Genomic DNA, 14,059 nt, shown 5'->3' with positions numbered 1-14,059 from the left:
AGCTTCTACCTCCCCCCACCCCACAATGCAGCCTCTTCGTACTCTGAGAACGCCATACGATGTTCAGCCGCGACTCCAGGCATCACTAAAAAAATGGGCATTGAACCTATTCGAAACCCATGTCCGCCTTACAATGCGTCACTTGCCCGTGTTCACGGTGGAAGACCGCTACGCAAGTCACTTCACCGACAAGCTAAACCTGCTGAGGTCCACGGCCGGACGCTTCTTCAACGAGTTGCAGTGGCGCAACCTGCCGTCTCGGCCAATGATTCCTGCCGTCAGTGAGTCCATGACCAGTGCCGAATTGATTGAGAGAGTGTTCGAAACAGCACCGGGGCTGGTCGTGGGTGAAACCCTGGATCGCATCAGCAGCATGCGCTTCATGATTGAAAACATGCCTGAATTCGCTCGTCGGGGTGTCAATACGATTTACATGCGCGGCTTGCTCAGTGATTTTGCCCAGCAAGATCTGAATGCCTTTTTCAACACGGGAAGCATGCCCAAGGATCTGCACGAATACCTAACCGAGCTCGGCCAGGATCCCGCCGGGCGTTTCAACGAACTGGAACTGGTCAAGAGCGCAAGACAAAACAACATCCGGATCCAGGCCACCGACTGCGCAACAAGCTTTAAAAAACCGCTTTTTTTCAGGCCGGTTGAAGAGCAAATGATCACTAACAGCCTGACGAACGAAATCATGCTTGCCGATAAGGCCTTGAATCAGCCGACCAAATGGGTGGTGTTAACCGGACAGGAAAACATCAATACCTTCCGCGGGATGGCCGGCATCAGTGAACTGCAAGGCGGTATCGGCCTGCGGATCGAAGAGGTCAATCCAGGCGAAAGCCTGGGCATCACCTTGGATCCCGGCATCGAAATCGATCGCGGACCGATCATGCAGAACGAGACCATGCGCGGAACTTTCGACCCATTCTATGCAGACCTTCGCATACAAATGGAAGCGATGCCGGCGATCCGAACCGAGCAGCAAATGGAGAAGCTACTCGATGTACCCAGCAAATACCTGTTCGAGAAAACCGGTGACAGCTACACCCTGATTCACCGCGGCAGAAACGAACTGATCAATCGCACGCCGGTCGAGCGACTCGCCAACGGCAGTTTTGTTATCGACCGACCATCCTGGCCACAAAACAGGCTTCCTTTCCCCAGCATCGAAGCGCTGTCGAGCTCGCTGAACAACTCAGGTATGAGGCTGCAGATGCGCATTCCCACTTGATCAGTTGTATGTAACAGCAGTTTTGCTCGCGAATTCACTGCATACCAAGGAAAGCATCATGGACGATACCCAAGACCTCATCCTGACCAACTCCGCCGATGCCCAGGCCCTCCAGGCCCTGGTCCCCGACCTGGTCGACGACTGCCCCGACCTGTACGCCATGGCGTACGAAATCGCCCAGGATATCCTCACCAGACATCACATCACCGACATAACTCCGGACAACGTCTGGTGGCACCGTTTCCATGGCGCCCAAAGCAGTTCCAAGGCCTTTACCGGCTGGCAGCACATCCTTGAAAAGCCCAAGGAATCCATGACCTTCCCGCAACTGGTCATGCACCGCTTCAGCGTCCACGACCAGGACAATGCCGACCTGCTGGATCTCTACGGGGGCTTTTACCGGGTCGGTGATGACGCCGAGAGTTACGACGAAACCAACGAAGTGCGCCTGCATGCCAGCGACGTGCTGAAAGCCTTCTGGGACATCAATTTCGCTGACCGTTACAAAACGGCCATTGCGACATTCTGGGAAAAACACAGCGCCAACTTCCGTGCGCTGGCCAAGTGCACCTTCATCGCCAAAGCGATTGAAGACTATGAGAGCGGGCACTTGTCCCGTGAACATTTCACCCTGGTGCTCAGGGCCTGCGCCGGTAATGTCAGCAGGCCGCTCACCCGGCAAATGCTGATGGACGAGGCGGCCACAGCCAGCGGTTTATCGATTCGCAAGTTCTGCATTGATGAGTTCGTTTCGACGGATATTTTCAGTATCACTGACGACGGTGACCTGAACATTCTCTACATTCCGGGCGAGCTCAGAGGATTTCACTGTTTCAACAAGGTCGAAGAGCTGCACGAATGGCTGGTCAATGAGGTCAAGGACGCCGAAGGCCGTGAACGCATGCTCATGCACTTCAAGCAGCAAGAGCGCGACATCGTTCAGGAAAAGCCTACTTCCCTGGGGCACAAGCTCGCCAATTTCACCGGCATTGGCCTGCTCACTCATTTCCTGGAGAACACGCAATATGAAAATGTCGGCCTCACCCATGCGTACGAGGTATTACCTGATGAAAACACCGCCGCCGACCATCACTTGCTTCACTACCGTGGCGAGATAATCAGCGGCGATGTGTTCACCCATTTGAGCCAGTCCACCCATGAGCGCATGCTCAGCGACGCCAATTACCTGCTGCATTCCAATGGCGAGCTACGCAAAAAGCTGTGGATCGGCTACCTCAATGCCTTCAACCGCGTCTTTGGGCCAATGGCTGCAGCGGCCTGGCCAGCAGCGTTGGTTGTCATAGGCGCGGGCATTGCCAATGTCGGCTTGCACATCGATCAGGCCATCAACGCCACGACCCCAGCGGAACGCAAGGCCGCGATCAAAGGGGCCATCCTTGGCAGCGTGGACATCCTGTTCAACTTGCCATTCCTGAGAGGGGCAAGCGAGTTCGCCGAAGCAGCGGAAGCAGAGGAGACAATCACCCCTGGGGAAGATTTGAAGTCGCCGAGCCCTCCGCTGCAACTTCCCTTCGAATCCATCAAACCCGACCCGGTAGATGCGAGCCTGTTGGCGCCTTTTGAAACCAATGAAATCCTCGATGGCTATTCCCCCATCAACGGGGAAGGCAAGTTTCAAGGCATCTATCAGCCCGAGACAGGCGGTAATTACATCGCCATGGGGGACAGTTTCTACCAGGTGCGCTACAGCAACGAACTGAAGACCTGGACGATCATTGATCCGGTCGATCCCCACTCCTTTTACCGCAACATACCGGTGCGCCTGGATGAAATGGGTGAGTGGGTGCCCCTCACGCGCCCCGGTCTGGCGGGAGGCGGCAAGTTTTCCGATCTGTTCGCCAGGGCCGAGCCGCCACTCCCCGACTTCGACGCCCCGGCGACTGCATACGATGTTCCGCAGGAGATCAAGCCAGCCCTCAAAAAGGCAGCCAATGGTTTGGAGACAAAGGGCGATTTGAAGGACGGCTTTATCAATCCCAACAATCCAGCCGATGAGCTGGAAGCCTTCAAAAGACTACGCCGAAGACTACACGACGACGCCGTGTCCTTTTATTCGCAGCCGCAACCACAGCTGCCACCCAGGCCTGCCATTCCATCGTTCATCGCGAATGCGAAGCTCAAGGACATCATCAAGACCCTGTTCAAGCGCTCACAAAGCCTGGTCGTCGGCGAAAGTCACTCCAGCGTGGGCAGCAAACAATTTTTGATCGAGAACATGAGCGTGCTGCGCAAACAGAAGGTCAAAACCCTGTACATGGAGCATCTGCTGACCGATTTCCATCAAGCGGACCTGGATGTGTTCAACCGCACCGGGGTGATGTCCGAGGATCTGGAAAGCTACCTCCAGGATCTTGATGCAACTTTTTCGACCGACCCCAGCAAACAATTCACGTTTGAACAGGTCGTCAGGACAGCGCAAAAAAATAACATCCGCGTGCAAGCCATCGACTGCCTGGCCAGTTACCGCAGCGCCGGTATTCAAAGGCCCGATCTCAATTTCCGGCAAAAAATGATGAATTTCTTCGCCCAACAAGTCATTGGCGCCGACCAGACAGCCAGAGGCGCCCATCGCTGGGTGGCATTGGTCGGTAACAGCCACGCCAATACCTATGCTGACGTGGCGGGTGTCAGTGAGCTTGAAGGCAGCATCGGCCTGCGTATCGAGAGTGTGGGCCCGGATGAGCTCGGCGGTATCAAGGTCGACCCCGGGGTCTCCGATGTGGCGCGCCCGGGGCAAGCGGTCAGTTTTGTCAGAAATGACTTGTTGCTGCAGATCCCGACGCCGAAAAGCGTGGCCCTTGCGCAAAGGCTGGAAGATGGCCTGCCCAGGCCTGGCATGTACACCCTCAGCACCAGTACCGGTGAACCAATACTGGTTCATCGCAGCAGAACCGTCACCAAAAACGGCATCGTGACCTGGGGAAAACTCGTTCGCACGCCCATAAAACAAGATGCAAACGGCTACTACATCGAACGGGATTCCTGGCAAATCAGCGGACGACGCTTTCCAACGACCGAGGGCTTGAGTTCCGCGCTGCACAGAATTGGCATGGCCCCCGTTCGGCTACCCGGCGTCTAAAACGTGAAAAGGCCGTGTGAACAGTGTTCACACGGCCTTTTTTGTTACCTGCAATCAAGCCATCAAGGCTAGCGCGGGTTATCAACTAGACAATTTCACCCTTTAAATAATAGCCTCAAGATAAACAAAATCATCCAAATCCATGGAAAATATCATGACTGATAAACAACCCGCCGAGGCCTCCATTGCCAAGGTGTGTTATGACATATGATGAGTAGATACTTTCCTTTTTGTCGGACATTGTCCGGCTTCTATAAAGCCTGGATGGTGATGGTCAGCGCGCTTCTCATCGCCTGCCAATCGCCGCGCGAGGCACTGCAACAACTGGCTGAAGAGCACGGCCGACAATTGGAGGTTCTGCCGGGACACGCCTTCCCCCTCTTGTTACTTGCGCCGCAAACTGCAGAAAAGATGACTCGCCTGCGTGTCTACCTGGAAGGCGATGGCCATTCCTGGGCGACGGCCACTCAACCCAACCTGGATCCGAGCCCGCACAATCTGTTAGTGCCACGACTGGCGGTCAATGATCCGACACCGAATGCGTACCTGGCACGCCCCTGCCAGTTCGTCATGGCCGCAGCCTGTCAAACAGCGCTCTGGACCAATCGACGTTTTTCTCAGGAAGTGGTCACCCGCCTCAGCCAGGCGCTGGACCAATTAAAACAGCGATACGGCAATAGGGAGTTCGAACTGGTGGGGTATTCAGGTGGAGCCGCTCTCGCATTATTGTTAGCAGCGCAGCGCAATGATGTTACCCAGGTGCAAACCCTTGCTGGCAATCTCAGTCCCCGCCTGTGGGCGACGATGAAAGGACTGTCGCCACTCGACGGCTCACTGGATCCGCTGGACTATCGTAATCGACTCGCCTTAGTACCCCAGCGTCATCTCATCGGAGAAGCAGACCCGATTATCCCAGGTAGTTTAGCTGACAGGTACCAACAGGAGCTTGGCTCGCCTCTCTCCCAAAGCGTCCATGTACTAGGAGTGAGCCATGATAGGGGGTGGGAAGCGATATGGAGCCGATGGGTTAATACACCGTTGGCACATTAGAATCCTGAGATTTAGGGTGGGCAGGTCCGTTTAAAAACATCCGACCGGGCGGGACCGCAACGGCGACCCTAAAGTTTCGATTATTGCTGAATAATCCAGAAAAGCCTCAAAAAACAACTGTAGCGTCGCATTTTTTAGCTTTTTTTCGTCATTGGTTCTTTTAATGATGAATTGTCCTACAGGCATCGTGTAAATTTGGGCGCGCTTGAATCAGCACTTCACTGACAAGCTGGCAGGGATGCCTAAAACAGACGCTGACGCGTAGGTTGTTCCCTGTCAGTTTCTGCCCTGTAAGGATACTGCCTTGAACACTTCCCACCTGCGCCGCTCGCTGTTGGCGCTTTCCGTCGCGGCTACCACTGCCACGGTCCATGCCGCCCCCGCACCCGACCTCAACCACGACCTGAGCACAGGGGCATACAGCAGCTCCGGTGATGTTTTCAATAACGCCACCTTCACCGGGACGTCGCAAAACGCAGGTGTAGAGCTGATCGATGTGACCCTGGCGGGCAATCTGGTCAACCAGGGCAAAATCAACCTGACGGCTGCGAACCCCAGCGACATCCCGGCCGGCATCTCCATGACCCTCAATTCCACCGTCGCCGGCGATCTGGTAAATCATGGCGACATTACGGTGAGCGGCAACGGCGCCATGGGGCTGGACCTGTATCTGGCGAATATCGCTGGTGAAGTGAACAACAACGGCAACATCACTGTGACTGGCGAAGATGCCAATGGCATGATGATCACCTCGACCCAGGCGCACATCAATAACTCGGGCACTATCATCGCTCGTGGCATCGACTCTGCAGGTATCGAGATCGAGAACGCTCGCTTTACCGGTCAGATGACAGGTGCTCCCTTCAAGAGTGATATCAACACCAACGGGACTATCTCCGCCGACGGAGTCGGTATCCACTTTCGCAGTCTCGACACCTCCGGCGGTTTCGACACCCTCACCATCAGGCAGACAGGGGGCCTGATCGAAGGCGGCACCGCAGCGATTCTGGCGGACGACAATGCCTCCCCTTCATATTTCTACTGGCAAGGTGGTCAGGTCAAGGGTGACCTGCTGGGCCTGAGTGGTGTGCTGGTGCAAGGGGACGCGATGTTCGATGGCTCGACCATCCGCGCCGGTTTCGTCGATATCGACGGTGGCCGCCTGACTCTGCTTCGCCCGCAGACCACGATTGTGGGCGACCTCGACATGGACAGCGACACTGCGCGCCTGCGCCTGCTGCTGGATAACAACACACTGCCCAACACGCCGATCCTGAAAGTCACCGGCAATACCTTTTTCTCTCCAGGCAGCCAGATCGAACTGCAGGCTCGCTCCGACGACTTCCGCACGTCGGCCCAGGGCACCCGCTACACCCTCATCAACTCTGGAACCTGGGAAGACCCGCAGAACCTGTCCGTGGTTTCCTCCTCGGCGCTGCTTGAGGTGAGGAACTTCGGCATCGAAGGCCAGGACGTGAAAGCACTGGTTGCCACCCGCAGTGATGAGGTGATCACGCAAGACCTGCTGGGTGCCCGTGGTTCGCGCAACGTGGTGAACGCCATCAAGCCGTTCAAGAACACGGTCCTGGGCCAGATGGACGAAAGCGACCCGGTATTCCAGCGTTTCGCCAACGCCGCCACCAGTGAAGATCTGGCCAAACTTGCCGAAACCCTGACCCCGGACGTCAGCCGTGGGGCGATCAACGCCGCCACCAGCAGCCAGAACCTGGTCGCAAGTGCCATCAACCGCCGCGCCAGCAAAGCGCGTAGCGGTCTGTCCTCCGGTGACGTCCTGGCAGAACAAGGCGTATGGCTGCAAGCGCTGTCCAGCGATGCCAACCAGGACAGCCGCCACGGTATCGACGGCTACGACGCCAACACTAACGGCATCGCCGTGGGTGCCGACGGCAAGCTCAACGCCGATACCACCGTGGGCCTGGCTTACAGCTACCTGACCAGCGACGTCAAATCCGACCAGGGCAACAAAACCGACGTCAGCGGCCATGCACTGACCTTGTACGGCAACTGGGCCCGTGACAACTTCTTTGTCAACACCTCGCTGATGTATGGCTGGAACGACAACGAGTCCAAACGCTACATCGCCGGTACCCGCGCCAAGGCCGACTACGACAGTGAGATCTTCGGCGTCAACGCACTGGCAGGCTACACTTTCCAGCTAGACAAGCAGTGGCTGCTGGAACCACAGGTCGGTGCGCGCTATGCCAACGTATCGATTGATTCGTACCGTGAAAAAGGTAGCTCAGCCGCCCTCAACGTCGGCAGCCAGCGTTATGAAATCGGCGAAATGGGTCTGGGCGCTCGCCTGGCGGCCGCTTTTGACGTAGGTATGGGCAGCCTGGAACCGGAAGCCAAGCTGATGGCCTGGCACGATTTCATCGGCGACAAGGCCGGTACCACCTCCACCTTCGTGCTCGGCGGTACCCCGTTCACCACCACAGGCGCGACACCGGCGCGCCACAGCTACGAGCTGGGACTGGGCGCGAACTACCGCGTGGGCGCGTGGAGCGTTGGAGGGACGTACAACTACCTGACCAGCAGTGGTTTCGACGCCGACACCTTCACTGCGAACGTGCGTTACGACTTCTGATTAACGTCTTCGTCTGAAACAACAAAACCCGCCAATGCGGGTTTTGTTGTTTGAGGCTGATGGTAAAGCCAGTAAGGGTCTGGCGATGTCACCTACCCAACTGAATATCACTTATACCATTGACGACGTGGAAAAATCGCAAATTCTCTGATTTTTTACTTATAAAACAGATAGTTGCGGTCACCCTTACTCCCACTCAATCGTCGCTGGCGGCTTGCTCGACACGTCGTAGGTGACGCGGGAGATGCCTTCGATTTCATTGATGATCCGGCCGGAAACGGTTTCCAGCAGTTCGTAAGGCAGGTGTGCCCAACGTGCGGTCATGAAGTCGATGGTTTCCACGGCACGCAGGGCCACGACCCAAGCGTAACGACGGCCATCGCCGACTACGCCAACCGATTTCACTGGCTGGAACACCACGAATGCCTGGCTGACCTTGTGGTACCAGTCGGCCTTGCGCAGTTCTTCGATGAAGATGTGGTCGGCGCGACGCAGCAGGTCGGCGTATTCCTTCTTCACTTCACCGAGGATCCGCACGCCCAGGCCCGGGCCCGGGAACGGGTGACGGTAGACCATGTCGTACGGCAGGCCCAGTTCCAGGCCCAGACGACGGACTTCGTCCTTGAACAGCTCGCGCAGGGGTTCAACCAGCTTGAGGTTCATTTCTTCCGGCAGGCCGCCCACGTTGTGGTGCGACTTGATCACGTGTGCCTTGCCGCTTTTGGCGCCAGCCGACTCGATCACGTCCGGGTAGATGGTGCCTTGGGCGAGGTACTTGATGTTGTCCAGTTTGTTGGACTGGGCATCGAAGACGTCGATGAAGGTACGGCCGATGATCTTGCGCTTCTTCTCCGGGTCGGACTCGCCAGCCAGGTTGTCGAGGAACTGATCTTCGGCATTGGCGCGGATCACCTTGACGCCCATGTTCTCGGCGAACATGGCCATCACTTGCTCACCTTCGTGCAGACGCAGCAGGCCGTTGTCGACGAAGACGCAGGTCAGCTGGTCGCCAATGGCTTTGTGCAGCAGCGCGGCAACCACCGAGGAATCCACACCGCCGGACAGGCCGAGCAGTACGTTGTCGGTGCCGACCTGGGCGCGAATGTTGGCGATGGCGTCTTCAGCAATCTTCGAAGGCGTCCACAAGGCTTCGCAGCCGCAGATGTCGAGGATAAAGCGCGAGAGGATGCGACCGCCCTGCTTGGTGTGGGTCACTTCCGGGTGGAACTGCACGCCGTAGTAGCCACGCGCGTCGTCGAACATGCCGGCGATCGGGCAGCTTGGGGTGCTGGCCAGGATGTGGAAGTCTTGAGGCATCTTGGTGACCTTGTCACCGTGACTCATCCACACGTCGAGGCCGAACAGGCCGTCGGCGTCGATGTGGTCTTCGATGCCGTCGAGCAGACGGCTCTTGCCGACCACGTCGACACGGGCGTAACCGAACTCACGCAGCTCGGAACCTTCGACCTTGCCACCCAGCTGTTCAGCCATGGTTTGCATGCCGTAGCAGATACCGAAGACCGGTACGCCCAGGTCAAACACCGCTTGCGGGCAGCGAGGGCTGTCGGCGACGTGCACGGACTCGGGGCCACCGGCGAGAATGACGCCTTTTGGAGCGAATTCGCGAATCGCTTCGTCGTCCATGTCGAACGGATGCAGTTCGCAGTACACGCCGATTTCACGCACGCGGCGGGCAATCAGCTGGGTGTACTGGGAACCGAAGTCGAGGATCAGGATGCGGTGAGCGTGAATGTCGAGGGCCATGATTCAGTCTCGTCTAAGTAATTCAGAAACAGTCGTGATTCAGAAACAACTCGGGGCTGAATAAAACAGCCCCGGTTACTTAACTTTTTGCTGGAAGGCTCAACCTACGCGGTAGTTTGGCGCTTCTTTGGTGATTTGCACGTCGTGAACGTGGGATTCGGCCATGCCAGCGCCGGTGATCCGCACGAACTCAGGCTTGGTGCGCATTTCTTCGATGTCGGCACTGCCGGTGTAACCCATCGAGGAACGCAGGCCGCCCATCAGTTGATGGATGATGGCGCTCAATGTGCCCTTGTAAGGAACACGCCCTTCGATCCCTTCCGGAACCAGCTTCTCGGCGCCTGCCGAGGAGTCCTGGAAGTAACGGTCGGAGGAACCTTGAGCCTGGGACATGGCGCCCAGCGAACCCATGCCGCGGTAAGCCTTGTACGAACGACCCTGGAACAGTTCGATCTCGCCTGGCGCTTCTTCAGTACCGGCGAACATCGAGCCCATCATCACGCAGGAGGCACCGGCAACGATGGCCTTGGACAGGTCACCGGAGAAACGGATGCCGCCGTCGGCGATCAACGGAACGCCTGTGCCTTCGAGGGCAGCGGCAACGTTGGCGATGGCACTGATTTGCGGGACGCCGACACCGGCGACGATACGGGTGGTGCAGATCGAGCCTGGGCCGATACCGACCTTGACTGCATCGGCGCCTGCTTCGGCCAGAGCCTTGGCGGCAGCGCCGGTGGCGATATTGCCGCCGATGACCTGCACTTCAGGGAAATTCTGTTTGACCCAGCGAACGCGGTCGATCACACCTTTAGAGTGACCGTGAGCGGTGTCGACCACCACCACGTCAACGCCGGCATTGACCAGGGCGGCTACGCGATCACCGGTGTCTTTACCGGTACCGACTGCAGCACCAACACGCAGACGACCTTGGTCGTCCTTGCTCGCCAGCGGGTATGCCTTGGCTTTTTCGATGTCGTTGACGGTCATCATGCCTTTGAGGGCAAATTTGTCGTCGACGATCAGCACGCGTTCGATGCGGTGTTTGTGCAACAACTCGCGGACGTCGTTCTTGTCGGCGCCTTCCTTGACCGTGACCAGACGCTCTTTAGGCGTCATCACTTGACGGACGGTGGCGTCCAGACGGTTTTCGAAACGTACGTCACGGGAAGTGACGATGCCGACCAGGTCGCCATCGTGCAAAACCGGAACGCCGGAGATGTTGTGCATGCGGGTCAGTTCGAACAGTTCACGAACCGTGGCGTCAGCCTCGATGGTGATCGGGTCCTTGACCACGCCGGCCTCATAACGCTTGACCTTGCGCACTTCGGCAGCTTGCTGCTCGATGGTCATGTTCTTGTGGATAATGCCGATGCCACCTTCCTGAGCCATGGCAATTGCCAGACGGGCTTCAGTAACGGTGTCCATGGCGGCAGAAACCAGAGGAATATTCAGCTCGATGCCACGGGTTAGGCGGGTCTTGAGACTGACTTCGTTAGGAAGCACCTCGGAATAACCAGGCACTAGGAGAATGTCGTCGAATGTCAGAGCTTCTTGGCTGATACGCAGCATCGCGGGGGCTCCCGAGCGGGAAAATGGAAGCGCGCCATTATAGTCAGACACCCCCTCGGGTTCAATGTAAAACTCTGTCTATTATTAGCATTACTGATATACGGGGATTGTCGTCGCCTACAGCTCGACTTTCACCCAACTGACAGGTTGATCGAGCCAATCGGCAAATTCGTCGATGAAGCTCTGTTTGAACCCGGCCTCGGCCCAGTTGTTGAAGATAAAGCCCAGGTTGGAAAAGCCGCATTCCTGCAGGAAAAGAAACCCGTTGATGTCGTCTTCATGCCCGCATTCCGGACACGTGAAGTTATCGGTGCGCCCCGGCATCCAGTCTTCCAGGCTTTCGAACAGCGCTTCGCCGACTTCCTTGCGGCACTCGGCGCAGCCCGCCTCTTCAAGGAAACCCTTGGCGGGCGTGTAGATGCAGCGCTTGGTGATGATTTCCAGGCCATTGATCGGTTCGCCGAACGGCAGCGCTTCAGGATGCAGCACGACAGCGCGGGCACCGTCGGCGATGGCATGAGCCATGCGGTTGCCAGTGCGGCCACAGGTGGTCAGTTCTTCTTTAATGATGTTCTTGCGCACCAGCCAACGCACGACCGCCCGGGCCCGGGGTTCGTGCACCGGCAATGTGGAGATTTTCGGGACGATGATGCTTTGCGAATTCATGGTGCAAGCCTACTGCGTCAAATGGATATTTCTGCGGTGTTCGTCCTGACGCCATCGCGGGCAAGCCCGCTCCCACACGATCTCGGTCGTAAACACATTTGTGCTCACCTGAGATCCTTGTGGGAGCGGGCTTGCCCGCGATGGCGCCAGGGCGGCCGGCAGCTTAATCCCTGACGAAATCCGGTCAAGTACTCAAATACCGCCCGATCAATGCAATTCCGCTGGCCAGCACCAACCAGGTCACCAGCCGCACAAACGCCTCGCGGGACAACCTCATGGTCAACCGCCGGCCGATCCACAGCCCGAATGCCATGGCCGGCAATAAACACAGCGCCAATACCAACAAGGGTAGCTCGGCGTACACACCGGCGACGGCAAACAGGCTCAAGCGCACCACCGTGCTGCAACTGATCAGCGCACTCTGGGTCGCCCGGGCCGCCTCCTTGGGCAGGCGGCTGTTCAAATAAATCGCATATAAAAAGCCGCCACTGCCAAACAATGCCCCGAACATCCCGCCCACCGTGCCCATCGGCATGGCCCACGCGGCAGACAATTGCGCCGGACGGGTTTTAATCCACAGGCTGTAAATCGCATAAGCGCTGATAAACAACCCCATCAACAGCAGCAACACATCGGATTTCAGATTCAACAGAAAAATCACCCCCAACGTGCAGCCCACCGCCATGCACGGCAGAAGTCGCAGCAACTCAGGCTTCGCCACATCCCGTCGCGAAGGCAGCAGATTGCCGAACGCCGCGACAAAATCCAGCAGCACCAACAGCGGCACGATCTTCGACAGCGGCATGAACAGAATCAGAATTGGCCCGGCCACCAGCGCGGTACCAAAACCAGCGATGCCGAAAACGATGTAGGCCAAGGCAACGCCCAATCCAATCACCAGCCAATCCACCGCACCCCACGGCCATTGGTTTAACAACTCCAGCACATTCATCGATACGGCTTCCTTTTATTCCTGCGATGACTTTAGCCAGCACCGAGCGTTGCGACTAATATCTTCAACGTCGTCAACCCATCTCGAAAAGGCATACCTGGTGCTTTCAACCCGCCAATTGCGTTACTTCGTGGAAATCGCCGAAAGCGGCAGCTTCAGCGCTGCAGCCGAACGACTGTTTATTGCGCAATCCGCCTTGAGCCGGCAGATAAAGGACATGGAAACCCGGCTGCAAACGCCGCTGTTCGAACGCACCGCGCGCCAGCCTCGACTGACGGCAGCGGGTGAAGCCTTTTTGCCTCGGGCGAGAAACCTGCTGAACGAACTGACCAAGGCCAGCGAGATGGCCACTCAGGTGGGCAGCGGTCAAGTCGGCGTGTTGCGCCTGGGTCACTCCAGCACTGTGCCCATGAGTGGTCGGCTGTTGCGAGGCATCAGCGACTATCTGGATCGGCACGCCGGTGTGTCCATGGACATCGTCAAGCTGTCCTCCGAGGCGCAACTGGAAGAATTGGCAGAAGGTCGTCTCGATGTGGGACTGTTGCGCCTGCCGGTGCTGCGTCAGCGTGAAGGGGTGCAGATTGTTCCGCTGTATCGCGAGCGTTTGTTGCTGGCAGTGCCACCGAATCATCGACTGGCTGTGGATAAGTCCGCGCCTGGCATCGATCTGGCGCAGTTGAAGAATGAAGCGTTTATTTCCATCCCTCATCCACAGCGTGGTGGCCTGAGCTATCTGTCTGCCGAGTTGTGCATGCGCCAAGGGTTCTTTCCGCAGGCGGCTCGGGTGGTGTCGCGCAAAACCACGCAACTGCAATTGATCCAGGCCGGATTCGGCATCGCGCTGTTACCGGAATCGATGCAGGACATCGCGCCGCCGGATATCCACTTTCTGCCCTTAGCCGATCCCGATTGCCACAGCACGGTCGCCCTCGCCTGCCGGCAAAATCCCACGGCACTGGTTCAATACTTCATCAAAACCTGCACAGACCATTGTGGGAGCGAGCCTGCTCGCGATAGCGGTTCAACATTCAACATCAATGTTGGCTGTAACACCGCTTTCGCGAGCCGGCTCGCTTGTATGGTAGGACTTGAAGGGAGGAGGAGGGACAAGGC

At 57.4% G+C, this 14,059-nt stretch carries 8 protein-coding genes and 1 pseudogene; 5 read left to right on the top strand and 4 right to left on the bottom strand.

The window, feature by feature from the left end; translation table 11 throughout:
- From AC3WP4_RS28145 to AC3WP4_RS28130, 4 genes are all read left to right on the top strand, one after another.
- On the top strand, positions 1 to 1,237 hold a 1,237-nt coding region (locus tag AC3WP4_RS28145; RefSeq protein ID WP_218244359.1), incomplete at its 5' end, for a membrane-targeted effector domain-containing toxin.
- Positions 1,238 to 1,295: 58 nt separating this feature from the next.
- Complete coding sequence (locus AC3WP4_RS28140) at positions 1,296 to 4,337, top strand: membrane-targeted effector domain-containing toxin (RefSeq protein ID WP_102616758.1); 3,042 nt, start codon at positions 1,296 to 1,298, stop codon at positions 4,335 to 4,337.
- Positions 4,338 to 4,547: 210 nt separating this feature from the next.
- Complete coding sequence (locus tag AC3WP4_RS28135) at positions 4,548 to 5,387, top strand: alpha/beta hydrolase (RefSeq protein ID WP_173860508.1); 840 nt, start codon at positions 4,548 to 4,550, stop codon at positions 5,385 to 5,387.
- A gap of 304 nt (positions 5,388 to 5,691) precedes the next feature.
- A complete protein-coding gene (locus AC3WP4_RS28130; RefSeq protein WP_102616757.1) occupies positions 5,692 to 7,995 on the top strand; it encodes an autotransporter family protein in 2,304 nt (767 codons plus the stop codon).
- A 186-nt stretch (positions 7,996 to 8,181) separates the two neighbouring features.
- On the opposite strand, the gene guaA is transcribed toward AC3WP4_RS28130, so the two are convergent.
- The 4 genes from guaA to AC3WP4_RS28110 all read right to left on the bottom strand — a co-directional run bounded on the left by guaA (position 8,182) and on the right by AC3WP4_RS28110 (position 12,946).
- Entirely contained in the window at positions 8,182 to 9,759 is a 1,578-nt protein-coding gene (guaA, locus tag AC3WP4_RS28125; RefSeq protein WP_074873964.1) for a glutamine-hydrolyzing GMP synthase, read from the bottom strand.
- 99 nt (positions 9,760 to 9,858) lie between these two features.
- Complete coding sequence (gene guaB / locus AC3WP4_RS28120) at positions 9,859 to 11,328, bottom strand: IMP dehydrogenase (protein WP_102616756.1); 1,470 nt, start codon at positions 11,326 to 11,328, stop codon at positions 9,859 to 9,861.
- A gap of 117 nt (positions 11,329 to 11,445) precedes the next feature.
- Positions 11,446 to 11,994 carry a hypothetical protein gene (locus AC3WP4_RS28115; RefSeq protein ID WP_046046046.1) on the bottom strand — a complete coding sequence of 183 codons (549 nt, stop codon included), beginning with the start codon at positions 11,992 to 11,994 and terminating at the stop codon, positions 11,446 to 11,448.
- Between the two features lie 184 nt (positions 11,995 to 12,178).
- Positions 12,179 to 12,946 (bottom strand): sulfite exporter TauE/SafE family protein, encoded by a 768-nt coding sequence (locus AC3WP4_RS28110; protein WP_102616755.1) that lies wholly within the window; start codon positions 12,944 to 12,946, stop codon positions 12,179 to 12,181.
- A gap of 100 nt (positions 12,947 to 13,046) precedes the next feature.
- On the opposite strand from AC3WP4_RS28110, the pseudogene AC3WP4_RS28105 reads away from it, so the two are divergent.
- Positions 13,047 to 13,931, top strand: a pseudogene (locus AC3WP4_RS28105) (LysR family transcriptional regulator); the annotation flags it as partial.
- Positions 13,932 to 14,059 lie beyond the last annotated feature (128 nt).

The sequence above is a fragment of the Pseudomonas sp. FW305-20 genome (assembly GCF_058788075.1).
The sequence above is the reverse complement of the archived record's forward strand: the minus strand, read 5'-3'. Positions and strand labels throughout refer to the sequence as shown.

Coding starts and splice junctions, on each gene's coding strand:
- AC3WP4_RS28140 (WP_102616758.1), top strand. CDS start 1,296: ATGGACGATACCCAAGACCTCATCCTGACCAACTCCGCCGATGCCCAG.
- AC3WP4_RS28135 (WP_173860508.1), top strand. CDS start 4,548: ATGAGTAGATACTTTCCTTTTTGTCGGACATTGTCCGGCTTCTATAAA.
- guaA (WP_074873964.1), bottom strand. CDS start 9,759: ATGGCCCTCGACATTCACGCTCACCGCATCCTGATCCTCGACTTCGGT.
- guaB (WP_102616756.1), bottom strand. CDS start 11,328: ATGCTGCGTATCAGCCAAGAAGCTCTGACATTCGACGACATTCTCCTA.
- AC3WP4_RS28115 (WP_046046046.1), bottom strand. CDS start 11,994: ATGAATTCGCAAAGCATCATCGTCCCGAAAATCTCCACATTGCCGGTG.
- AC3WP4_RS28110 (WP_102616755.1), bottom strand. CDS start 12,946: ATGAATGTGCTGGAGTTGTTAAACCAATGGCCGTGGGGTGCGGTGGAT.